Annotated in this window: 15 protein-coding genes; 13 read left to right on the forward strand and 2 right to left on the reverse strand. The window is 72.3% G+C overall.

Annotation, left to right across the window (positions count from 1 at the left end; translation table 11 throughout):
• The first annotated feature begins 6 nt into the window (after positions 1–6).
• From ACFY3L_RS32135 to ACFY3L_RS32185, 11 genes are all read left to right on the forward strand, one after another.
• Entirely contained in the window at positions 7–1,782 is a 1,776-nt protein-coding gene (locus tag ACFY3L_RS32135) for an HSP90 family protein (RefSeq protein ID WP_389332400.1), read from the forward strand.
• Positions 1,772–4,684, forward strand: coding sequence for a hypothetical protein (locus ACFY3L_RS32140; RefSeq protein ID WP_389332403.1), 2,913 nt, complete (start codon positions 1,772–1,774; stop codon positions 4,682–4,684). Before ACFY3L_RS32135 ends, ACFY3L_RS32140 begins: the two co-directional genes overlap by 11 nt.
• A gap of 124 nt (positions 4,685–4,808) precedes the next feature.
• On the forward strand, positions 4,809–5,432 hold the full coding sequence (locus ACFY3L_RS32145; RefSeq protein ID WP_389332406.1) for a TetR/AcrR family transcriptional regulator: 624 nt from the start codon (positions 4,809–4,811) through the stop codon (positions 5,430–5,432).
• A gap of 68 nt (positions 5,433–5,500) precedes the next feature.
• Positions 5,501–6,853, forward strand: coding sequence for an acetyl/propionyl/methylcrotonyl-CoA carboxylase subunit alpha (locus tag ACFY3L_RS32150; RefSeq protein WP_389332409.1), 1,353 nt, complete (start codon positions 5,501–5,503; stop codon positions 6,851–6,853).
• On the forward strand, positions 6,850–7,743 hold the full coding sequence (locus ACFY3L_RS32155; RefSeq protein ID WP_389332412.1) for a hydroxymethylglutaryl-CoA lyase: 894 nt from the start codon (positions 6,850–6,852) through the stop codon (positions 7,741–7,743). Before ACFY3L_RS32150 ends, ACFY3L_RS32155 begins: the two co-directional genes overlap by 4 nt.
• 134 nt (positions 7,744–7,877) lie before the next feature.
• Positions 7,878–8,888, forward strand: a complete 1,011-nt coding sequence (locus ACFY3L_RS32160; protein WP_389332415.1) for a hypothetical protein — start codon at positions 7,878–7,880, stop codon at positions 8,886–8,888.
• A gap of 234 nt (positions 8,889–9,122) precedes the next feature.
• Positions 9,123–10,712 (forward strand): chaplin family protein, encoded by a 1,590-nt coding sequence (locus ACFY3L_RS32165; protein ID WP_389332418.1) that lies wholly within the window; start codon positions 9,123–9,125, stop codon positions 10,710–10,712.
• A 163-nt stretch (positions 10,713–10,875) separates the two neighbouring features.
• Entirely contained in the window at positions 10,876–12,378 is a 1,503-nt protein-coding gene (locus ACFY3L_RS32170) for an acyl-CoA carboxylase subunit beta (RefSeq protein WP_389332421.1), read from the forward strand.
• Positions 12,379–12,390: 12 nt separating this feature from the next.
• Positions 12,391–13,548, forward strand: a complete 1,158-nt coding sequence (locus tag ACFY3L_RS32175) for an acyl-CoA dehydrogenase family protein (protein WP_389332424.1) — start codon at positions 12,391–12,393, stop codon at positions 13,546–13,548.
• Positions 13,549–13,670: 122 nt separating this feature from the next.
• Complete coding sequence (locus tag ACFY3L_RS32180; RefSeq protein ID WP_389332427.1) at positions 13,671–16,007, forward strand: MMPL family transporter; 2,337 nt, start codon at positions 13,671–13,673, stop codon at positions 16,005–16,007.
• A gap of 51 nt (positions 16,008–16,058) precedes the next feature.
• Positions 16,059–18,428: an ATP-binding protein gene (locus tag ACFY3L_RS32185; protein ID WP_389332430.1), complete on the forward strand. Its 2,370-nt coding sequence runs from the start codon at positions 16,059–16,061 to the stop codon at positions 18,426–18,428.
• Positions 18,429–18,686: 258 nt separating this feature from the next.
• Here ACFY3L_RS32185 and ACFY3L_RS32190 read toward each other — a convergent pair whose 3' ends face one another.
• Positions 18,687–19,193, reverse strand: coding sequence for a MarR family winged helix-turn-helix transcriptional regulator (locus ACFY3L_RS32190; protein ID WP_389332433.1), 507 nt, complete (start codon positions 19,191–19,193; stop codon positions 18,687–18,689).
• 98 nt (positions 19,194–19,291) lie between these two features.
• Between ACFY3L_RS32190 and ACFY3L_RS32195 the strand changes: the two genes are divergently transcribed.
• Together ACFY3L_RS32195 and ACFY3L_RS32200 are read left to right on the forward strand one after the other, a co-directional pair.
• Positions 19,292–19,867 (forward strand): YceI family protein, encoded by a 576-nt coding sequence (locus ACFY3L_RS32195; protein ID WP_389332436.1) that lies wholly within the window; start codon positions 19,292–19,294, stop codon positions 19,865–19,867.
• Positions 19,868–20,055: 188 nt separating this feature from the next.
• Positions 20,056–21,531 carry a glutamate--cysteine ligase gene (locus ACFY3L_RS32200; RefSeq protein ID WP_389332439.1) on the forward strand — a complete coding sequence of 492 codons (1,476 nt, stop codon included), beginning with the start codon at positions 20,056–20,058 and terminating at the stop codon, positions 21,529–21,531.
• Between the two features lie 78 nt (positions 21,532–21,609).
• Here the strand turns inward: ACFY3L_RS32200 and ACFY3L_RS32205 are convergent, their stop codons facing one another.
• Positions 21,610–23,067 carry a hypothetical protein gene (locus ACFY3L_RS32205; protein ID WP_389332442.1) on the reverse strand — a complete coding sequence of 486 codons (1,458 nt, stop codon included), beginning with the start codon at positions 23,065–23,067 and terminating at the stop codon, positions 21,610–21,612.
• Positions 23,068–23,076: the final 9 nt, after the last annotated feature.

Here is a 23,076-nt window from a genome sequence, read left to right on the forward strand (position 1 = left end):
GCGCGCGTGGATCGGACGTTCCAGGTGGACCTGCGCGGGGTCGTGGACCTGCTCAGCCACCACCTCTATGCGAGCCCGCGCGTGTATGTGCGCGAGCTGCTCCAGAATGCCGTCGACGCGATCACCGCGCGGCGTGCGCTCGACCCGGCGGCACCGGCACGGGTGCGCATCGACCCGCCCGACGTGACCGGCGACGGCACCCTGCGCGTGTCCGACACCGGGATCGGCCTGACCGAGGAGCAGGTCCACCAGTTCCTGGCCACGATCGGGCGCAGCTCCAAGCGCGACGACTTCGGCTTCGCCCGGCACGACTTCCTCGGCCAGTTCGGCATCGGCCTGCTCTCCTGCTTCCTCGTCGCCGACGAGATCCGCGTCCTGACCAGGGCGGAAGGCAGCCCGACGGTGCTGTGGCGCGGCTTCGCCGACGGCCGTTACAGCGTCGCGCCCGCCGGCGAGGACCGGCTGCACGTCGGCACGACCGTGACGCTGGTGCCCCGGCGCGACGCCGACCAGTGGCTGCTGCGGCGGACCGTGACCGAGCTCGCCACCCTCTACGGGTCGCTGCTGCCGGTGACCGTCGAGGTCGGCGACGTCCAGGTCACCGGCGACGGCTTGCCGTGGCGGGCGGGCGGTGACAACCGGCGCGAGCGGCTCGTCGCGCACTGCCGTGAGGTCTTCGGGTTCACCCCGTTCGACGTCGTGGAGCTGTCGGTGGCCGAGGCGGGGCTGACCGGGGTCGCGTTCGTGCTGCCCACCCCGGCCAACCCGGCGGCCCGCGCCGGCCACCGCGTCTATCTCAAGCGGATGCTGCTCGCCGAGGGCGCCGAGGGCGTCCTGCCCGAGTGGGCGTTCTTCGCGCGGTGCGTGTTCGACGCCGGCGAGCTGCGCCCGACCGCGAGCCGCGAGGCGCTCTATGAGGACCAGCTGCTCGAGTCGACCCGCGAGGCGCTCGGTGACCAGCTGCGCGGCTGGCTGGTCCGGCTCGCCACCCGCGACCCGCGGCGGCTGACGGAGTTCCTGGAGATCCACCACCTCGGCGTCAAGGCGCTCGCCGTGCACGACGACGAGATGCTGCGCCTGGTCGAGCGCTGGTGGCCGATGGAGACCAACGCGGGCCGGATGACGCTCGCCGACTTCCGTGCCCAGCACGGCCTCGTGCGATACACGGTGCAGGTCGACGAGTTCCGCCAGATCGGGGCGGTCGCGGCGGCGCAGGGCATGCCGGTGGTCAACGCCGGCTATGTGTATGACGCGCAGCTCATCGAGCGGCTGCCGCTGATCGAGCCGGGCGCGCTGATCGAGCGGGTCGAGCCCAGCGACCTGACCACGCACTTCGACGCGCTGGAGCCGGGGCTGGAGCTGGCCCGGCGGCCGTTCGTGGCCCGCGCGCAGCGTGCCATGGACCGGCTCGGCTGCGAGGTCGTCCTGCGCGCGTTCGACCCGGCGGGCATGCCGGCCATGTATCTGGTGAACCGGTCGGCCGCGTTCGCCGCCGAGCTGCGGGCCACCCGGGAGCGGGTCGACGAGGTGTGGGCCGACGTGCTGGACGCCCTCGCCCGCACCGACGACCAGGACCGGCCCCAGCTGGTGCTGAACCATCGCAACCCGCTGGTCCGCCGGGTCAGCGAGCTCGCCGACGAGGACCTGGTGCGCCTCGCCGTCGAGGGGCTGTACGGTCAGGCGCTGCTGCTCGGCCACCATCCGCTGCGGCCGGCGGACGCCGCGCTGCTCAACAGCTCATTCCTGGGCCTGCTCAACAAGGCGGTCGCGCATGAAGACTGAAGACGAGCTCTGGGCCCTGCTGCGCGAGGCCGACCACATGCCCTACGGCAGTGGCCAGATCGCGCTGGTCGAGCAGATCGTGCAGCACGCCGACGCCGGCGGCTTCGACGAGCTGCGCTTCGCGGCGCGGATGCAGGCCACGACGGCGTATGTGCACGGCGGGGAGACGGCGAAGTCGTTCGTGACGTTCTCGTGGTGCCGCGCGGAGTACGACGCACACCCGGAGCGCTTCGACCGGCACGCCGAGAGCCTGCTGCTGTGGCAGTTCAAGTACATGGTGTCGGGCCTGCTGAAGTTTCCGGAGGTGCCGCTCGGCCGCACGCAGGACGTGCTCGACGACATGGAGCGCCGCTTCCGCGCCGGCGGGCACAGCCTGCAGGCCGTCTACTCCTACCGGCACGCCGTGGCCGCGCACGTCGGCGACCCGGCCGCCGACGAGTGGTATGAGCAGTGGTGCGCGACGCCCCGCGACGACAACTCCGACTGTGTCGGCTGCGACCCGACGTCGAAGGTGTATCACCTGGTGTCGGCCGGCGACGACGAGGCCGCGGTCGCGCTCGCCCAGCCGGTGCTCGCCGGCCACCTCACCTGCGCCGAGCAGCCGCAGTCGATCCTGACGTCGCTGCTGGTGCCGTATCTGCGCACGGGTCGGCTCACGGAGGCCGCCGACGCGCACCGCCGCGCCTACCGCAGCCTGCGGGGCAACCTGGCCGACCTGCAGCGCATCGGCGAGCACGTGGTGTTCTGCGCGCGGACCGGCAACGAGACCCGGGGCCTGGAGATCGTCGAGCGGCACCTGAGCTGGCTCGACAAGGCCCCGCACCCGCAGGCCGACATGTGGTTCTCCGCCGCGGCGGCGCTGCTGCTCAGCCGCCTCGACGCCACGGTCGTGATCACCGAGGTGCCGGCGTCGGAGCGGGCCGCCGGAGGCGCGCCGGCAGGCGGAGGCGCCGGGGCCGCGGCGTCCAGGGAAGGCGACGAGGGCCTGCCGGTCTCGGGGCGCGCCGCCGGGGGCTTGCCGGCGCCGGTGCTCGCCGAGCGGCTCGCCGCGCGGGCACGGGCCCTGGCGGCGCGCTTCGACGCCCGCAACGGCACGTCCAACATCGGCGACCTCATCGAGGCCCGGCTGCACGCCGAGCCGCTCGTGGACCACCTGCCGCTCAGCGCCGTGGCCCGCACGCTGCGGACCGCCGCCGTGCCCGCCCCCGCGAGCGCTTCCAGCCCGCCGCGCCCGCTGCCGACCGACCCGGCGGGGCTGCTCGACCGGGCGGAGGAGCTGTTCGAGGAGTACCGCTTCACCGAGGCACGGGCCGCGTGGCAGCGCTTCGACGAACTCGCCGACGACCCGGAGCCCGCGCTGGCGGTCCGGCGGGTGGAGGGCCGTGGGCGGATGGCGGGCGTCGACGAGGAGCCGGAGGTGGCCGAGGCGGCATTCCTGGAGGCCGCCGCCGGCTACCGGAAGCTCGGCGACGAGCGGAGCGCGCTGATCGCCGAGGCCCGCGCGCTGCTCGCCCCCGACGCCGAGGACCGGCAGGAGGAGGTCCTGGCCCGGCTGACCGAGGTCACCGAGCGGATCGTCGCGATCGGCGACGCCGACACCCGGGCCGAGGCGCGGCTGCGACTCGAGTATCCGCTGCTGGCGCTCGACCGGCTCGACGACGCTCTCGCCGCGGTCGAGGCCGCGGTCGCCGAGGGGCCGGCCCGCCCGGCGCTGCGGGCCGAGCTGGCCGGGCGGCGCGCCAGGTGCCTGCTGGTGCTGGAGCGCTTCGAGGAGGCGGTGACGGCCGCCGCCGACTGCCGGGAGCAGTATGGCCGGCTCGGCGATCCGCCGCCGGTCGCGCTCGCGGCGCTGATCCAGGGGCACGCGCTGGCCAACCTCGAGCGGTTCGACGACGCGGTGGCGGCGTTCGAGGCCGCGCTCGCCGCCGCGGTCGAGCGCGACCCGCGGCTGTCGGCGCTGGTCGGCCGGGGGCGGGCCAGGCTGGCCGGCGGGCACCCGGCCGAGGCGGTCGACGATCTCGTCGAGGCGATCGCCGACCACGTCGCGCACGGCGAGGACGGGCCCGCCGCGATCCTGCGCTTCGACCTGGCCAACGCCTACGACCAGGCCGGGCAGCCGCTCGACGCGGCCGAGGCGGCGGAGAGCGCGATCGACGTGCTCGACCGGATCGGCGCCCAGGAGTACGCCGACCGCACCCGCTACCTGCTGTCGCGCATCTACCGGGAGCTCGACGAGCCCGACCAGGCGCTCGCGCTGCTGGAGACGCTTGCCGGCAACCTCGACGGGTTCGACAATCTGCAGTCCCGGGGCCGGATGCTGCAGGAGGCGGCCCAGCTGCTCTACCGGGCCGACCGCGACGCGCAGGCCGCCGAGCGGTTCGGCGCGGCCGCGGACGCGTTCGGGGCGGCCGGAGTGGTCCAGGCCGAGCTGTACAACCGCCGGATGCGGGCCCTCGCGCTGCGCTGGGCCGGCAGCGGCGAGGAGTCACTTGCCGCGCTCGCCGAGGCCGATGCGCTCGCCGGCTCGTTGAGCCAGACGGTCGATCCGTCCGAGCCGTGGCTGGTCTGGCAGCGGGCGATGCTGGACTGCGACGCCGCGCGGGTGCTGCTCGGCGCCGGCCAGGGCGACGAGGCCCTGACCCGGGTCCGCGGCGCCGCGGACGTGCTGCGCGGCATCGGCGCGCTCGGCGAGGCCCTCGAGGCCGACCTGCTGCACGCCGAGCTGCTGCTGCGCTCCGGCGACCCGGCACCCGCCGAACCGCTGCTGCGCTCGGTGCTCGGCACGGCCCCCGCGGGCTCGCAGGCCGGGCAGAACGCGGCCTGGATGCTGGCCGAGGCGCTGGAGGCGATGGATCGCTCGGAGGAGGCCGCCGAGATCCGCCAGCTCCACCTCGGGCAGTGACAAACTTAACGACCGTTCAGCAATTGTCTTCACACGAGGTTAGGCTTTCCCCATGACGCTGGAGCAATCGGCTCCCATGACGCCGGAGCGATCAGCTCCCGTGACACCGGAGCACTCGGCTCCCATGACGCTGGAGCAATCGGCCGTGCGCCCACCTGCACAGACCCGCGGTGCCGGGCCTGCCGGACAACGCCGCCGTTCACGGCGGGAGGAGATCCTCGAGATCGCCGTCGGGCTCTTCGCGACCCGCGGCTATCACGGCGTGTCGATGGACGACATCGGCGCGGCGGCCGGCGTGACCGGCCCGGCCCTCTACCACCACTTCGCCGGCAAGGAGGCGATGCTGGCGGCCGCGCTCATCCCGGTCAGCGAGCAGCTGCTCGACGGCGGGCAGAAGCGCATCACCGAGGCGTCCGACGACCCGGCCGCCGCGCTCGCCGCGCTGGTCGACTTCCACGTCGAGTTCGCCCTCGCCAACCCGGCGGTCATCGCCCTGCACCTGCACGAGCTCGACCGGCTGCCCGAGGAGCCCCGCCGGCAGATCCGGCGCCTGCAGCGGCTCTATGTCGAGGAGTGGGTCAGCACGCTCACCGCGCTGCGCGGCGAGCTCAACGCCGGTGAGGCCCGCGTCCTCGCCCACGCCGCCTTCGGTCTGATGAACTCCACGCCGTTCCTCGGCGGCGAGGTCGACCGGGCGCGCCGCGCCGAGCTGCTGCGCGCCGCGACACTCTCCGCGCTGCAAGGGTGACCCTCTGAGGGTTATCCACAGGCCAGTCACGTGTTAACCCACAGAGTTATCCACAGGAGACGGTTCGGATGCTGAGTTCGCTGCTCGTCGCCAACCGCGGAGAGATCGCCCGCAGGATCATCCGCACCGCGCGCAGGCTGCGGATCCACACCGTCGCCGTGCACTCTGAGGCCGACGCCGGGCTGCCCTTCGTCAGCGAGGCCGACGAGGCGGTGCTGATCGGCCCGGCCAACCCGGCCCAGTCGTACCGCAACACCGAAGCGATCCTGGCCGCGGCGAAGTCGACCGGCGTGGAGGCGATCCACCCCGGCTACGGCTTCCTGTCGGAGAACGCGGCCTTCGCCGCCACCGTCACCGAGCACGGCCTGATCTGGGTCGGCCCCGGGCCCGACGCGATCGCCGCCATGGGCGACAAGATCAACGCCAGGAACCTGATGGCCGCCGCCGGCGTGCCGGTCGCGCCGGGCAGCACCGACCCCGCCGCCACCGTCGAGGACGCCGTCGCCGCCGCGGCCTCGATCGGCTTCCCCGTGATGGTGAAGGCCGCCGCGGGTGGCGGTGGCATGGGCATGGCGGTCGCCGCCGACGAGGCCGCCCTGGTCGTGGAGTACGAGAAGGTCCGCGGCTTCGCCGAGCGCATGTTCGGCGACGGCTCGGTGCTCATCGAGCGCTACTTCCCCCGCGTCCGCCACGTCGAGGTGCAGATCCTCGGCCTCGCCGACGGCCGGGTCGTCGCGCTCGGCGAGCGCGAGTGCTCGGTGCAGCGGCGCAACCAGAAGCTCGTCGAGGAGACGCCGTCGCCGGCCCTCGACCCGCGGCAGCGCGCCGACCTGCTCGCCGCCGCCGTCCGGGCGGGAGAGGCGGTCGGCTACCGCAACGCCGGCACCGTCGAGTGCCTGTTCGACCCGACCTCCGGGCAGTTCTTCTTCCTGGAGATGAACACGCGCCTGCAGGTCGAGCACCCGGTCACCGAGGCCGTGTTCGGCGTCGACCTGGTCGAGGAGCAGCTGCGGGTCGCGTCCGGCCTCGCGCCGACCTTCGACCCCGCGGCGCTGCGCGTCACCGGCCACGCCGTCGAGGTCAGGGTCAACGCCGAGGACCCGAAGCGCTTCCTGCCCGGCCCCGGCGCGATCACGACCTGGGTCGAGCCGACCGGCGACGGGGTGCGCGTGGACGCCGGGTACGGGCCGGGCAACGTCGTCACGCCCAACTACGACTCGCTGATGGCGAAGCTCGTCGTGCACGGCACCGACCGCGCCGACGCGCTGGCGAAGCTGCGGGCCGCCGTCGCCGGGTTCGAGGTCGTGGGGCCGAAGGTCAACCTGCCGTTCTTCGCCGAGCTGCTCGACAACGCCGAGTTCCTCTCCGGCGACTACGACACCGGCATCGTGAGCCGGATGCGCCCAGGAGGTGCGCGGTGAGCTTCATCTCCATCCGTGAGGTCGGGCCCCGCGACGGCCTGCAGAACGAGGAGCCCGTTCCCGCCGCCGCCAAGGTACGGCTGCTCGACGCGCTGTCCGCGACCGGTGTCGGCCGGATCGAGGCGGTGTCGTTCGTCCACCCGAGGGCGATCCCGCAGATGGCCGACGCCGACGAGGTGTGGGCCGCCGCGGTCAAGAACCCCGCGGTGCACTACTCGGCGCTCGTGCCCAACTCGCGGGGCGCCGAGCGGGCGCTCAAGGCCGGCTTCGGCGAGATCGAGGTCGTCGTGTCGGCGTCCGAGACGCACAACCAGCGCAATGTGAACCGGTCGACGGGCGAGTCGCTGGACGACATCGCCGCGCTGATCGCGCTGCTGCACGGCGCCGGCGCCACCGCCGAGGTGATCATCTCCACCAGCTTCGGCTGCCCGTTCGAGGGCGACATCGACCCGGCGCGGGTGGCCGGCATCGTCGACCGGGTGGTCGCCGACGGCGCGGACCGGGTCGCGTTCGGCGACACGACCGGCATGGCCACCCCGCGCCGCGTGCAGGAGGTCGTCGGCCTCGTCCGCGACCGCCACCCCGACCTGCCGCTGCTGCTGCACTTCCACAACACCCGCGGCGCCGCCCTCGCCAACATCCTCACCGCGATGCAGCTGGGGATCACCGAGTTCGACGCGAGCGTCGGCGGGCTCGGCGGCTGCCCATACGCGCCGGGAGCCACCGGCAACGTCGCGACCGAGGAGGTCGTGCACCTGCTGCACGACATGGGCCACGACACCGGCATCGACCTCAAGGCGATGATCGAGGCGGCGGCGATGGCGCAGGAGATCGTCGGGCGGGAGCTGCCATCGGGCGTGCTCAAGGCCGGTCCGCGAATCCCTTTCTGACGCCCACTGTCCCACTTGTGCCCGATTCGCCGGGATAGTGGCGTGTCCCCGGCCGGGACGATTCGTTGCTCAGTACGGAAACAGTCAGATGTCGGGCGACCCGCCCGGCAATGAGCCCGTACTGAGAGGCAGCCATGGCCCGGTCGAGGAGCGAGCGCAACCCGCGCACGGCCCCCTGTGCCCGGTCTGCTGCCCGTCTCGCCGTCAAGGGTCTGGTCGTCGCCGGTTTCGCCGGCGTGGCCTGGCTGCTGTCGGCGTCGGCGGCGCACGCCTCGGAGTCGTCGGGCTCGGACGGTTTCGCGTCCGGGGCCTCTCTGATCGCGCCGGTGACCAACCTGGTCACCGGGGGCGGCGGGACAGGACTCGACCTGCTCGACCTCCGCGCCGGCGGCAGCCGTCACGGCGCTGGTGGTCACGCCCCTGCCGGTGAGCGCACCTTCGGTCACATCGGGTCCACCGGTGTGGTTTCCGGGGTGTCACCGCACGAGTCGAGGGGTGACCTGCTCACCGGGACGGTGCTGACCGTCCTGCGACCGGTGACGGGCACCGTCCTGGCCGCGACCGACGGGGTCACGGACACGGCGGCCGGCAAAGCCGCCACTCCGGTCTCCACCAAGATGCCCCGCTTGACGACGGTGAACGCGTCGAGCGCCACGAACTCACGCACCAAGAGGCCGGCAAAGGCCGGCATCACGATCACCCGCAAGACGCAGACGCAGGAGCCGGCCGTCCAGGCCGAGCCGGTCGGCGTCGGGTCACCCGGCGACGTCGTAGCCGCGGCGACCGGCACCTCCCGTGCCGGCGTCGACTCGACACGCGTCGTCGTCTCCCGTGCCATGGGTCAGCTCGACCGGCTCGACGCCGGCGACGCCACGCACGAGAATCCGGTCGCGGACCGGACCGAAGCGCAGGGTACGCACCACGTGCCGCTGCTGCCCCGCCCGGCGCCCGTTCCGGCACCGGCGGTCGGCATCACCTCGGGAGCCCCGGGCACCGGCTCGGGCCTCAACCACGACGGTGGCGCCGCCGCCACGCTGCCCGCCGCTCCGGCCGGCACGAAGGTGGTCACCTTCAGGCTGGATGCGGTCGACGACGCCGAGCTGCGGCTGCTCGCAGCCGAGGAGCCGACAGTCTCACCCGACTGAGGCCGGCCGGCCAGCCGACGCGAAGCGAAGCGGGCCGAGCCGGAGCCAGCCGGGGTCCGTAGACCCGCATCGACCACATCGCGGCATCTCGCAACACCGAACACGCACCATCCGGGCGCACGTCGACAGGGCGGAGCCGGGCAGAGCCTGCCCGCACGCAGCTTTGCGGCTCCGATCCGCGCCCACGCAAGCAGCACTGAACAGAAACACCTACCGAAGGGTCTCACTTTCACCATGAAGACGTGGGTTCGTAAGTCGCTCAACGTGGGCGTGCTTTCCGCGGGCTTCCTGCTCATCTCGGGCGGGGCCGCGCACGCCGACTGGACGACTGGCTACAACGCCGGCCTGCTCAACGGCAATCAGTTCGACACCACCCTCCAGCTGCCGGTCAACGTCTGCGGCAACTCGATCGCGGTGCTCGGCTTCGCCGACGCGTCCTGCGGCGGCGGCGCCGCGGCGGTCGACACCGAGAGCGCCACCACCGAGGACTGGACGACCGGCTACAACGCGGGCGTCGCCAACGGCAACCAGCTCGACACCACCCTGCAGGTGCCGGTCAACGTCAGCGGCAACGCCGTCAGCGTCCTGGGCTTCTCGAGCGCGTCGAGCCAGGGTGGCGCGTACGCCGTCAAGGGCGGCGTGGCCTCCGACAAGGGCCGGGGCAACGGGCACGGCCACGGCCACGGCCGGGGTCACGGGCACGGCGGCAACGGCGGCAACAACGGTGGCTACGCCGGGAACAACAACGGTGGCTACGCCGCCGACGACGACTACACCGAGAGCGTCGGCAACCGCACCGAGGACTGGACCTCGGGCTACAACGCGGGTCTGCTCAACGGCAACCAGTTCGACACCACGCTGCAGCTGCCGGTCAACCTGAGCGGCAACGCGATCAGCGTGTTCGGCTTCTCCAGCGCGCAGAGCGCCGGCGGTGCCTGGGCGGTCAAGGGTGAGAGCGCCTCCACCGAGAGCGCGACCACCGAGGACTGGACCACGGGCTACAACGCGGGCCTGCTCAACGGCAACCAGTTCGACACCACGGTCCAGGCGCCGATCAACGTCTGCGGCAACGCGATCGCGGTGCTCGGCTTCTCCAGCGCCTCCTGCGGCGGCGGCGCGGTCGCCGTCGACGGCGACGGTGCCGGCTGGGGCGGCGGCAACGGGCACGGTCACGGCCACCACGGCAACGGCGGCGGCAACGGCGGCTACGGTGACGACGACTGGGACGACAACGGCAACGGTGGCGGCAACGGCGGCTACGGTGACGACGACGCCGACGGTGGCTACGGCAACAGCAACCACCAGGGCAACCCGGGCGCGTACAACAACGCCTCGGGCAACGCCAGCAACATGGGCGCGCACGGCGCCTCCGCGTCGCACGGCAAGGTGAAGACCAAGAAGGTCTCCTCCGAGCACAGCCGTGGCAACGGCGCCGGCACCGGCACCGCGAACGACGGCGGCTACGGCAACGGCGGCGGCAACAACAACGGTGGCTACGGCAACGGCAACAACAACGGCGGCTACGGCAACGGCAACGGCAGCGACAACGGCGGCTACGGCAACGGCGCCGGCAACGGTGGCCACGGCCGTGGCCACGGCCACCACGGGCGCGGCAACGGCGGCGGCTCGAGCAACGGCGGCGGCGCCGTCGCCGTCAAGGGCTCCTGCAGCGACTGGACCACGGGCTACAACGCCGGTCTGCTGAACGGGAACCAGTTCGACACCACGCTGCAGGTCCCGATCAACATCAGCGGCAACGCGATCAGCCTGTTCGGCTTCTCGCAGGCCTCCAGCCAGGGCGGCGCGGTCGCGTACTCCTGCTGACACCGGTGCCGGGGTCCCTCTGATCCGCAGGGGGACCCGGGGCCACGCCGGGCGCACACCGACCCGTGCCCGACGAGCCATTGGTACTTGACCTCCGCTTCGGCTAACCTGAACGATCGTTAGGCATAACGATCGTTCAGGTTGCTGACGCGGAGGTCGCGCCATGGTGGAGGGTCTTCGGAAACGCGTCGAGGCCGGCGGTGCCGAGAAGTACCACGCGGCCAACGCCGCCCGGGGCAAGCTCTTCGCCCGTGAGCGGGTTGCCCTGCTCGTCGACGAAGGAACCTTCGTCGAGGACGGGATTTTCGCCAACGTGCTGGCCGAAGGCCTCCCGGCCGACGGCGTCATCACCGGCACCGCGACCGTCGACGGCCGGCCCGTCTGCCTGATGGCCAACGACTCCACGGTCAAGGCCGGCTCCTGGGGGGCCCGCACCGTCGAGAAGATCATCCGGATCATCGAGAAGGCCTACGACACCGGCGTCCCCATGGTGTACCTGGTGGACTCCGCCGGCGCCCGCATCACCGACCAGGTCGAGCTCTTCCCCGGCCGGCGGGGCGCCGGGCGCATCTTCCACACGCAGGTCCGCGCCAGCGGCAGCATCCCGCAGGCCTGCGCCCTGTTCGGCCCGTCGGCCGCCGGCGGCGCCTACATCCCCGCCTTCTGCGACGTCGTCGCGATGGTCGAGGGCAACGCGTCGATGTACCTGGGCTCCGACCGGATGGTCGAGATGGTCACCGGCGAGAAGACCACCCTCGAGGCGATGGGCGGCGCACGGGTGCACTGCGCGGAGTCCGGCGTCGGGCACTTCCTGTGCAAGACCGAGGCCGAGGCGATCGGGACGGTCCGGCGCTACCTGTCCTACCTGCCGTCCAACTGGACGCAGCCCGCGCCGGTCGCCGAGGCGGCCGACGCCACCGGCCTGCCCGAGATCCCCGCCAGCGAGCGCCAGGCCTTCGACATGCGCCGGTTCGTGAAGGGCCTGGTCGACGAGGGCTCGTTCTTCGAGATCCAGGCGCTGTGGGCGCGGGAGCTCACCGTCGGCTTCGCCCGCATCGACGGCAGGCCCGTCGGTGTCGTCGCCAACAACTCGATGTTCAAGGGTGGCGTGCTCTTCGTCGACTCCGCCGACAAGGCGACCCGATTCGTGCAGCTCTGCGACGCGTTCAACGTGCCGCTGCTCTTCCTGGCCGACGTCCCCGGCTTCATGGTCGGCTCGGCCGTGGAGAAGCAGGGCATCATCCGGCACGGCGCCAAGATGATCACCGCGATCTCCGAGGCGACCGTGCCCAAGCTCTGCGTCGTGGTCCGCAAGGCGTATGGGGCCGGCCTCTACGCCATGGCCGGCCCGGGGTTCGAGCCCGACGCCACCATCGCCCTGCCCACCGCCAAGATCGCCGTGATGGGCGCGGAGGCGGCCGTCAACGCGGTCTACGCCAACAAGATCGCCGCGCTGCCCGACGACGAGGCGCGCGCCGCGTTCGTCGCCACGGCCCGGGCCGAGTACGAGCGCGACATCGACATCATGCGCCTGGCCAGCGAGCTGGTCGTCGACACGGTCGTCGAGCCGGACGCGCTGCGCGACGAGGTGGCCCGCCGGTTCGCCGCCGCCACCGGGAAAGACCGCCAATTCTCCCGCCGACGTCACGGCGTCACGCCTGTCTGAGAGGCAATTGTCATGGTCGACTTCACCCTCGGCGAGGAGCTCGAGGCCCTCCGCCACAGCGTCCGCGAGTTCGCCAACGACGTCGTGGCACCGGTCATCGGCGACTACTACGAGCGGCACGCGTTCCCGTACGACATCGTGCGCCAGATGGGCAAGATGGGCCTCTTCGGCCTGCCCTTCCCGGAGGAGCACGGCGGCATGGGCGGCGACTACTTCGCCCTCTGTGTCGCCCTGGAGGAGCTGGCCCGCGTCGACTCCTCCGTCGCGGTCACCCTTGAGGCCGGCATCTCCCTCGGCGCTATGCCGATCTACCGCTTCGGCACCGACGAGCAGCGGGCCCATTGGCTGCCGCGGCTCGTCACCGGCGAGGCGCTGGCCGCCTTCGGCCTCACCGAGCCGGGTGCCGGCTCCGACGCGGGCGGCACCCAGACCCGCGCGGTGCTGGACGAGGCCACCGGCGAGTGGGTGATCAACGGCTCGAAGGCATTCATCACCAACTCCGGCACCGACATCACCGCCCTGGTCACCGTCACGGCCGTCACCGGGGTCAACCCGGACGGCTCGAAGGAGCTCTCCTCGATCATCGTGCCGAGCGGCACGCCCGGCTTCACGGTGCAGCCCGGCTACTCCAAGGTCGGCTGGTGCGCCTCCGACACGCACGAGCTGAGCTTCTCCGACTGCCGGGTGCCGGCCGCCAACCTACTCGGGCAGCGTGGCCGCGGGTATGCGCAGTTCCTGCAGATCCTCGACGAGGGGCGGGTCGCGTTCGCGGCGCTCGGCGTCGGGCTCGCCCAGGGCTGCGTCGACGAGTCGGTGGCCTACGCCAAGCAGCGCCGGGCGTTCGGCAAGGCGATCGGTGAGTACCAGGCGATCCAGTTCAAGCTCGCCGACATGGAGGCCCGCGCGCACACCGCCCGGCTGGCCTACTACGACGCGGCGTCCCGGCTGGTGAACGGCCGGGAGTTCAAGCGCCAGGCCGCCATCGCGAAGCTGCAGGCCAGCGACGCCGCGGTCACCAACGCCCGCGAGGCGACCCAGGTGCACGGCGGCTACGGCTTCATGAACGAGACGCCCGTGGCCCGCATGTGGCGCGACGCGAAGATCCTGGAGATCGGTGAGGGCACGTCCGAGGTACAGCGGATGATCATCTCCCGGTCGTTGGGTCTCTGACCGCCCTCCCGTGATCCGGTAAACCTGTCGCCGCCATGGCGGCAAAAAAGTCTTCCGGATCACGGGAGCGGTGGCGGGACGGGGGATTTCGTCGAGTTGCGCGGGCGTGCTTGCATACTGCGATGTTCGCGAAACTGGGCACGCTCATGGACCGCTACCGGTGGCCTGTCATCGGGGTGTGGCTGGCTGTGACCGTGGCCGGTGCGGTCTTCGGTGGCGCGCTGTTCGACCGGCTCGCCACCACGACCACCAACCGGGCCGACAGCGAATCGGCGATCGCGCAGCACCGCATCGACGAGCTGGCGCCCGAAGGGTCGATGGTCATCGCCGTCATCGAGGGCAAGGACGTCTACGACCCGGGGCTCAACGCGAGCGTCACCAAGGCCAGCCAGGAGATCAAGGCGATGGCCGGGGTGAAGGAGGTCAAGGACCTCTACAACGGCCCCGGCGGGCAGATCGGCGCCGACAACATGAGCTCGACGGTGCGGGTCGAGCTCGACCCGAAGCTCGGTGAGGCGGCCCGCGAGCAGCTCGAGGACAAGGTCAAGGCGCGCCTGAAGCTGATCGAGGCGCCGAAGGTGACGGTCGGCGGGACGAAGATCGCGGAGCGGGCGTTCGGCGAGCAGTCGGTGCGGGACCTCGCGATCGGGGAGAGCATCGCGCTGGTCGCGCTGCTCGTCGTGCTGGTGCTGATCTTCGGCGGGGTGGTCGCCGCGGGGCTGCCGCTCGCGGTCGCGGTCGTCGGGGTCACGGGGTCGCTGCTGCTGCTGTTGGTGCTCAGCTTCGCGACGAAGGTGAGCGAGTACTCCCTGAACGTCGTGACGCTGCTCGGGATCGGGCTCGCCGTCGACTACTCGCTGCTCATCGTCGCCCGCTTCCGGGAGGAGCGGCTCACGCACGAGCCGGCCGAGGCGATCGTCGAGGCGGTCGCCCGCTCGGGCCGGGCGGTCGCGATCTCCGGCATCGCGGTCGCGGCGACCCTCGCGGGGCTGACCGTGTTCGCCGAGCCGCTGCTCGCCGCGGTCGCGCTCGGCGGGGCCGCCGTCGTCGTGCTGGCGACGGTCGCGGCGCTCACGCTGGTGCCGGCGCTGCTCTCACTCGCGAAGGACAAGATCCCCGCGGCGGGCGAGGGCCGGTTCACCTTCAAGACCGACCTGCTCGCGAAGCTGGCCACCAAGGCGCAGCAGTCGCCGGCGACGGTCGCGCTCGCTGTGACGGCGGGCCTGCTGGTGCTGGCGGCGCCGCTGCTCGGGGCGAACTTCGCCAACTCCGACGCGCGGGCGCTGCCGCACAGCAACGAGGCGCGGCAGGCCTACGACGCGCTGCAGAAGAAGTTCAACGACGAGCATCCGGAAGACGTGGTCGTGCTGCTGGAGGCCGGCCCCGAGCGCGCCGACGTCCGCTTGTTCATGAACCAGGTCAACAAGGACCTCACCCGCCAGGTGTTCCGCCAGGAGGTGCGGCCCGACGTGCCCAAGGGCTGGACGGTCCTCGACCTGACCCCGAAGGGTGAGGTCGGCGGGCAGGAGGGCCTTGACCTGGTGCGCAAGGTGCGGGCCATGCCCACGCCGTTTCCGAAGTGGGTCACCGGCCCGAGCGCCGAGGTCGTCGACTACCAGGACTCCCTCGCGCGCCGGCTGCCGATCGCGGCGCTCATCGTGCTGGTCGTGACCGTCGTGGTGCTGTTCATGCTCACCGGCTCGGTCGTCATCCCGCTCAAGGCCGTCCTGATGAACCTGCTGACCCTGATCGCCACGCTCGGCGTCCTGGTTGTGGTGTTCCAGTGGGGCTGGGGGCAGATCCCGCTCTTCTTCGACTCCTGGGGCGGCATCGACCTGACGACGCCGGTGCTGCTGTTCGTGTTCATCTTCGGCCTGTCGATGGACTACGAGGTCTTCCTCCTGGCGCGGATCAAGGAGGAGTACGACCAGCGCCCGGACACCAACCGGGCGGTCCTGCGCGGCATCACGAAGTCCGGCCCGGTCGTGACGGCGGCCGCGATCTGCATCGTCATCGTGTTCCTCGGCTTCGCCGTCGGCGGCCTGGTCGCGGTGAAGGAGATCGGCGTCGGCATGACGGTCGCCGTGGTCATCGACGTCACGGTGGTGCGCGGGCTGCTGCTGCCGGCGCTCATGACGATGCTCGACAGCTGGAACTGGTGGGCGCCGAGGTTCCTCGGACCGCTGGGCGCGAACCCGCTGGGCGCGGGCGGGCGGCCGGGGGCCAGGGCCACGAAGCCGGTGGGCACGGGCGGGCGGCGGAGGGCGAAGGCCACGAAGCCGGCAGCACCGGACCGCACGTCTGGGGGCACGGCCGCGGCAGCACGGACAGAAGCAGAGCCGATCAATGTGCCGGGGCATGGTCGTACAACAGCGGCAAACGCCGATGCGGGATCGGACGACCTCACGGTCGAGATGCCCTCGCTCACGGACGGCCCAACGCATAGACAATCGTCGTAGTTCCGACGCCTGGCTACTTCCAGGCGGCTCCGATTAGTACCCTTCCACAACATGTCTCCAGTTGCGGATCATGATCCGCGGGGCGCCGGGGCAGGGTTCGCCGCCGCGTTGCGGACCCGCCGCCTGGCCCGGGGACTGACCCAGGAGGAGCTGGCCGGACGGGCCGGCCTCGGCGTGCGCACTTTGCGTGAGCTGGAGCGGGGCCGGGTCGCGCGGCCGCAGCGGGGCACCCTCGCGCTGCTCGCCGATGCCCTCGACCTCGTCGGCGCCGACCGCGAGGACTTCCTCACCGGCACCGTCACCGCCGTCCCGGCGACCCTGCCGCTGCCGACCGCGCCCGCGCTGATCGGCCGCGACGCCGACGTCGCCGAGCTGATCGACCTGCTGGCGCACGCCGACCTGGTCGCGCTCGTCGGCCTCGCGGGCGTCGGCAAGACCGGCCTCGCCCACGCCGTCGCGCACGCGACCAGCGGCACCGCGGTCTCCGTGACGATCACCGACGTGTCCCAGCCGACCGACGTGTTCGCCGCGGTCGCCGCCGTCTTCGGGGTCGCCCGCGCCGAGGAGCTGCCCGACCGGCCGGCGCTGCTGGTCCTCGACGGGATCGACCGCTCGCACCGCAGCGCGGTCAAGGCGATCGGCTGGCTGCGGGCCCGCGTGCCGTCGGTGAAGATCCTCGCGACCAGCCGGCGCCCGCTCGCGGGCGTGGTCCCCGGCGCCGTCGACTGGCGGGTCGAGCCGCTGGAGCTGCCGTCGCCCGCCTCAGGCACCTCGGCCTCCTCGGCCGAAGTGCGCCGCGTGCCGGCGGTCGCGCTGTTCCTCGACCGGCTCCGGCAGGTGCGGCGCGAGCCGGTGACCGACGCGGAGATCCCGGCGGTCGCCGAGCTGGTCCGGCGCCTCGACGGGCTGCCGCTCGCGATCGAGCTCGCCGCCGCCCGCGGGCGGGTCCTCGAGCTGCCGGAGCTGCTGTCCCGGTACGGCAACCGCGTCCTCGACCTCGCCGCCACCGACCCCGCCGGGCAGCGGCTCCGCGACGCCGTCGCCGCGAGCTACCACCTGCTGGACGAGCCGGAGCAGGCCGCGCTCCGCCGGTTGGCGATGTTCCGCGGGCGGTGGTCGCTGGAGCTGGCCGAGGCGCTGCTCGGGTTCGACGCCGAGGCGGTGCTCGACCGGCTCGTCGGGCTCGGCCTCGTGAGCGTCCGCGGCCCCGGCGACCTGCGCTTCCGCCTTCTCGACGTGGTCCGCGACTTCGCCACCGAGCGCAGCGTCGAGCACCTTGAGCTGCGCGCCCTGCGGATCCGGCACGCCGAGGTCATCACCCGGCTCGCCGTCCGGCTGGCGACCGACCTCGTCGGGCCGGCCAGCGGCGCCGCCGTGTCGCGCCTGGACTATCTCAACAGCGACATCCGGACGGCGCTGCGGTACGCCGCCGTCCGCGAACCCGTGATCGCGCTGCGCCTCGCTGGGGCGATCCCGCGCTGGTGCCGGCTGCGGGGCCGGGACGTCGAGGGGCACAAGCTGCTGCGGCGGCTGCTCGACGACCCGCGCACCGCCGGATGCGACCCGTTGATCCGGGCGACCGCGCAGGTCGCGGCGGGGATGCTCGCGATGGCGCACGGGCGGGGGTTCGCCGAGCTCTGGCCGACCGAGTCGGCGCTCGAGGTGCTTGTCGGGCACGGGGACGTCGCGGGGGAGCTCACCGCGCGCGCGGTCCTCTCCGGGATCTGGCAGGCGGTCGGCGGCGCCGACGATTCCCGCCGGCACGCCGAGGCGATGCTCGGGCTGGCGATCCGGACCGGCCGGATCCGCGAGATCGCCGTCTCGCAGAACAACCTGGCTTGGCACGACATCCGCGCCGGCGACCTGGCCACCGCGGCCCGCCGGCTGGCCGGCGCCGGGCGTCGCGCCGCCGAGGCCGGTGACGCCCGCGTTCAGGCCCTCACGCAGGCGAACCTGGCGGAGGTCGCGCGCCTGGACCGCCGCTTCGACGAGGCCGTCGAGCTTGCCCGCCGGGCGGCGTTCGCGTCCGCGGAGGTCGGCGACCCCACCCACCACGTCCGGGCGCTCGGCACGCTCGGGCAGGCGCTCGCCGAGTCGGGGCATCCGCAGGAGGCGGCCGACGTCCTGGCCGAGCTGGCCGAGCTGCCGGGGAGCGCCGGGTTCACGGCGATGATCAGCGGCTATCTCGCACTGGCGCGAGAAGACCGGCCGGCGGCGGCGGTCGCGTTCGAATCCGCGGCGAACCTGCTCGCCGGTCGCGATGACATCCGCGATGTACTGGAGGCGCTCGCCGCACTGGCCGCCTGTGCCCCGCCGGACGACCGGAAGCGGGTGCTGGGCGAGCTGGCCGGGATCTGCGCGCGGGGCGGGCTGGTGCTGCTGCCGCGGGAGCGCGCGCTGCTGGGGCCGTCCGAGCTCTGAGGTCTGAGGTCTTGGGCGCTTCGGGGTTTGGGCGCTTCGAAGGCTTGGGTGTTTCGAGGGCTTCGGCTTTGAGGCACGGACGAAGACCCCCCGGGCGCGTGTTGCCTTCCCACCTGCTTCGTCCGTGCCGGTCCCCTGTGGGGCCTCCCCGAGGCGGACACTAACGAAGTCGAAGGCCCGGAATGCGGCTTTGCGGGGGTTTCACGACCTCGGACCGGCAGAAGCTGCCGGTGATCCTGCCGGTCGCTTTCGCTCCGTTCACGCGGCGTGGTGCGCCTCGGCCGCGCGGGTCGGGTCCGCCACGCCGGAGGTGGCGCCGGGGCGGACGGCGTCGCGGATCGTGCGGAGCCCATCCAGTAGCGTCGCCAGGTGCTCCGGCGACAGCCGGCCGGTGAACCACGTGTCGATCAGCGCGAGGTGATCCGGCAGGACCTCGTGCATCTTGGCCACGCCGGCGGGCGTCACGACGGTGAACGAGCCGCGCCGGTCGGTCGGGCAGGCGCGGCGGGTCGCCAGGCCGTCGCGCTCCAGGCGGTCGACGACCCGGGTCACGCCGCTGGTCGACAGGCCGGTCTGCGCCGCGAGGTCGGTCATCCGCAGCTCGCCACCCGGCGACCGGGCCAGCCTGACCAGCACCTCGAAGTCGACGTTGCCGAGGCCGTGCTCGGCCAGCTGGACGTTGAGACGCGCGGTCACACCGGTGAAGGCCTCGACGAACAGGCCCATGGCGGTGATTCGCGGATCTTCGAGCATCTCATCGGTCACAGTGGCAGTCTATAACAGAAGAGCTTGACAAACGAGACTCTGCCGTGAGTATATTTGCTTCAGCAAACTTCTCCGCCACAGCTCATCTGGAGGGCATCATGACCGCACCGGTCGGCACCCGCGAGTACAACGGCGTCGCGATCCCGACGCCGGGCAAGTTCGACATCGACCCGGCGCACACGCGGGTCAGCTTCGTCGCGAAGCACCTCATGGTGAGCAAGGTCCGCGGCGGCTTCACCAGGGCGACCGGCACCATCGTCATCGCCGAGGACCCGCTGCAGTCGCACGTCGAGGTCGAGATCGACGCCGCCAGCATCGACACCGGCGTGGCCGACCGCGACGGTCACCTGCGCAGTGCCGACTTCCTCGACGCCGAGAAGTGGCCGGCGCTGACCTTCAAGAGCACCCGCGTGACCGGCTTCTCCGGCGGCGAGTTCAAGCTGGTCGGAGACCTGACCATCCGCGACGTCACGCGCGAGGTCGAGCTCGACGTCGAGTTCGAGGGTCACGCGAAGAGCCCGTGGGGCCAGGAGGTCATCGGGTTCAGCGCGACCGCCGAGATCGACCGCGAGGACTTCGGCATCACCTGGAACCAGGCGCTGGAGACCGGCGGCGTGCTCGTCGGCAAGAAGGTCAAGATCGAGATCGGTGCCGAGGCCGTGCGCCAGGCCTGAGCCTGAATTGCGGTTTTGCTCCTTACGCCGGAGTTTGACCATGGTGCGGAGGGTGGGCAAAATCTCCCACCCTCCGCAAGGTTTTGATCACCCTAGGCTGAGGTTGTGCCCGTTTTGTCCCTAGCGGTACATCCCGACCACTCCTAACGTGGAGGGTCCACGGGGCCGGCCGGGGATTTGGGGAACGAATGGGGCAAGACGTCATACGGGGTGCGTTCACGCGGGAAGACCGTGCCCGATATCGGTATAAGGTCCGCCGATGTCTTGATGTCTTCGCACTCATGCTCAACGACTTCCGGTTCGATTCAGACCGGCCGATGACAGGGCTCGAGATCGAGCTCAACCTCATCGATCCCGAGGCGCAGCCCGCCATGCGCAACGCCGAGGTGCTCGCCGACCTGGCGGATCCGTCGTTCCAGACGGAGCTCGGCCAGTTCAACCTCGAGATCAACGTGGCGCCCAGGGTCATCGAGGGCGACGGCCTCGACGTGTACGAGCGGGAGGTCCTCGCCAGCCTCGTCCACGCCGACGAGCGTGCCCGCAAGTCGGACGCCCAGCTGGTGCTCATCGGGATCCTGCCGACCCTGCGCCCCGAGCACACGGTGCTGGCCAACCTGTCCAACAACCCGCGCTACCAGCTGCTCAACGAGCAGATCATCAACGCGCGCGGCGAGGACATCGCCCTGGACATCCGCGGGCAGGAGCGGCTGGAGGCGGAGTCGGACTCGATCGCCGCCGAGTCCGCGTGCACCAGCGTCCAGTTTCACCTGCAGGTCGCCCCCGAAGACTTCGCCATGCACTGGAACGCGTCCCAGGCGATCGCCGGCATTCAGGTCGCGGTCGGCGCCAACTCGCCGTACCTCTTCGGCAAGCGCCTCTGGGCGGAGACCCGTATCGCGCTGTTCGAGCAGGCCACCGACACCCGTCCAGAAGAGCTGAAGGCCCAGGGCGTGCGGCCGCGGGTCTGGTTCGGCGAGCGCTGGATCACGTCGATCTTCGACCTGTTCGAGGAGAACGTCCGCTACTTCCCGCCGCTGCTGCCCATCACCGACGACGAGGACCCCGTCGCCGTCCTCGAGGCCGGCGGCGTGCCTCACCTGGGCGAGCTGCGCCTGCACAACGGCACGATCTACCGCTGGAACCGGCCGGTCTACGACGTCATGAACGGCCGCCCGCACCTGCGCGTCGAGAACCGCGTCCTGCCCGCCGGCCCCACCGTCGTCGACCAGGTCGCCAACGCCGCGTTCTACTTCGGACTGGTCGGCGAGCTCGTCCAGCAGGACCGCCCGATCTGGACCCAGATGACGTTCTCTGCCGCCGAGGAGAACTTCCACACCGCCGCCCGCGAAGGCCTCGACGCCCGTCTCTGGTGGCCCGACCGCGGCGAGGTGCAGGTCGCCGAGCTGGTCCTGGACGAGCTGCTGCCGCTGGCCTCGGCGGGCCTGGACCGCTTCGGCGTCCGCCCGGCCACCCGCGACCGCCTGCTCGGCGTGATCGAGGGCCGCTGCCGCACCGGCCGCAACGGCGCCGCCTGGCAGACCGAGACCGTCAACGACCTGCAGTCCAGGCACCACCTCGACCGCTATGCCGCGCTTCGCGCCATGCTCCAGCGCTACAGCGTCGGCCTGCACGCCAACGAGCCCGTCCACACCTGGCCCATCTGACCCACCCCGCCGTTTCGCACGCTCCGCTCAGGGGCGCTGAGCGGAGGCCGAGGCGGCGGTGGGGCCGGACCGTTGCGGCTACTCGGCGGACTTGCCGCGGCCGCGGCCTCGGGGGCGGCCCGGGGCGGGCTTGGCGGGCTCCGGGGTCGAGGGTGCGGTGTCGGTCGGCCACAAGGGTTCGACGGAGCCGCGCGCCGGGGCCGGCTTCTTCGGCGCGGGGTCGGGGTCGTCGCTGACGGTGTCCTCGGCGTACGCGCGGTTGGCGGACTCGGAGGCATAGGTACGGCCCGAGGACTCGCCGCCGTAGGCGCGGGACGGGGCGTAGGCGTCGGACTCGAGGTCCTTGGCCGAGTCCAGATCGGCGGCCTTGGTGGCCGTGGACTTGGTGACGGCGGCGTTGCCCGTGGACGCCGGGGGCTTGGCGGCGGCCGGAGACTTGCCGGTCGCGCCGATCGTGACCGGCTCGGGGGTGCGGTCAGGGGCGGCGGACCAGGGGTCGTCGGCGTCCTGGGGCTCGCCCTTGTCGGCGCGGCGGCGAACTTCCGCGGCGTCGGCGTCGGCCAGGGCCTGGGTCCAGTCGGCGATGTCGGAGGCGGCTCGGGCCTCGCGCTCCGCGGCGGCGGCCTGGCGGGCGGCGCGGGCCTGGGCACGGGAGCCGCGGGGGCCGATGGCCGAGACGATGACGGAGCCCGCGAGGCCGGCGAGGACCGCATACGGGGCGATGACGAACGCCGACAGCTGCGGGTCGCGCTCGCCGACGGCGGGAGCGGCGAGGAAGTAGGCGAGAGCGATCAGGAGCGGGCCGGCCGCGCCGGAGACCGCGACGCCCACGCGGTTGTCGCCGCGGCGGCTGGCGGGCCACGCGGCGAGGGCGCCGATGACCAGCGCGATGAAGAGCATGAGGAGCGCGCCCGGCAGGTTCACCATGTTGTGGATCCAGGTGACGTCGGTGAACTGCCAGGTGCCGAGCTGGGCGGCGGTGGCGAGGTTGCCGTCGGCGCGGACCACGTCGACGACCGCGACGACCGCGAGGATCCACACCCAGGCCGAGGAGGCGATGACGTTGGCCGCGATCGCGCGGGCGGCCAGGGCACCGACCGCGATCAGCAGGCCGACGATGATGCCGGCGATCGCATAGCCGCCGGCGGTGAAGTAGGGCGCGACGTTGTCGGGGCGGGGCGTGCGCGACGGCACGGCGACCAGCGGCACGACGATGAGGGCGCCGACCGCGGCGGACAGCGCGATCACGATCCGCCAGGCGGCGGTCAGAGCGTGTGCCCCGGGGGTCGAGGCGTTGCCCGCGACCGGGGTGTCGGCGGGGCTGAGCCGGTCGGCGCACAGCGCGCCGATGACCGTCGAGGACGCCGCGAGCCAGGCCACCCAGGCCAGGCTGCTGACCCAGATGGTCGCGCTGTTGCCGGTCGGCTGCCAGGAGATGATGCCCAGGCCGTAGCCAAGACCGAGCTGCGCGGCACCGGCGCCCGCCGCGACACCGATCGCGGTGAATATTGAGGTTGCCCAGCTACGTGCGGCCATGCCGCGCAG

It is taken from the genome of Dactylosporangium sp. NPDC000521, from assembly GCF_042898305.1.
Classification (GTDB): Bacteria; Actinomycetota; Actinomycetes; order Mycobacteriales; family Micromonosporaceae; genus Dactylosporangium.

Excerpts from the sequence above, each read along its gene's own strand:
- ACFY3L_RS32180 (WP_389332427.1), top strand. The coding sequence starts at position 13,671 with ATGTTCGCGAAACTGGGCACGCTCATGGACCGCTACCGGTGGCCTGTC.
- ACFY3L_RS32175 (WP_389332424.1), top strand. The coding sequence starts at position 12,391 with ATGGTCGACTTCACCCTCGGCGAGGAGCTCGAGGCCCTCCGCCACAGC.
- ACFY3L_RS32200 (WP_389332439.1), top strand. The coding sequence starts at position 20,056 with ATGGGGCAAGACGTCATACGGGGTGCGTTCACGCGGGAAGACCGTGCC.
- ACFY3L_RS32140 (WP_389332403.1), top strand. The coding sequence starts at position 1,772 with ATGAAGACTGAAGACGAGCTCTGGGCCCTGCTGCGCGAGGCCGACCAC.
- ACFY3L_RS32160 (WP_389332415.1), top strand. The coding sequence starts at position 7,878 with ATGGCCCGGTCGAGGAGCGAGCGCAACCCGCGCACGGCCCCCTGTGCC.
- ACFY3L_RS32145 (WP_389332406.1), top strand. The coding sequence starts at position 4,809 with ATGACGCTGGAGCAATCGGCCGTGCGCCCACCTGCACAGACCCGCGGT.
- ACFY3L_RS32170 (WP_389332421.1), top strand. The coding sequence starts at position 10,876 with ATGGTGGAGGGTCTTCGGAAACGCGTCGAGGCCGGCGGTGCCGAGAAG.
- ACFY3L_RS32165 (WP_389332418.1), top strand. The coding sequence starts at position 9,123 with ATGAAGACGTGGGTTCGTAAGTCGCTCAACGTGGGCGTGCTTTCCGCG.
- ACFY3L_RS32150 (WP_389332409.1), top strand. The coding sequence starts at position 5,501 with ATGCTGAGTTCGCTGCTCGTCGCCAACCGCGGAGAGATCGCCCGCAGG.
- ACFY3L_RS32205 (WP_389332442.1), bottom strand. The coding sequence starts at position 23,067 with ATGGCCGCACGTAGCTGGGCAACCTCAATATTCACCGCGATCGGTGTC.
- ACFY3L_RS32195 (WP_389332436.1), top strand. The coding sequence starts at position 19,292 with ATGACCGCACCGGTCGGCACCCGCGAGTACAACGGCGTCGCGATCCCG.
- ACFY3L_RS32185 (WP_389332430.1), top strand. The coding sequence starts at position 16,059 with ATGTCTCCAGTTGCGGATCATGATCCGCGGGGCGCCGGGGCAGGGTTC.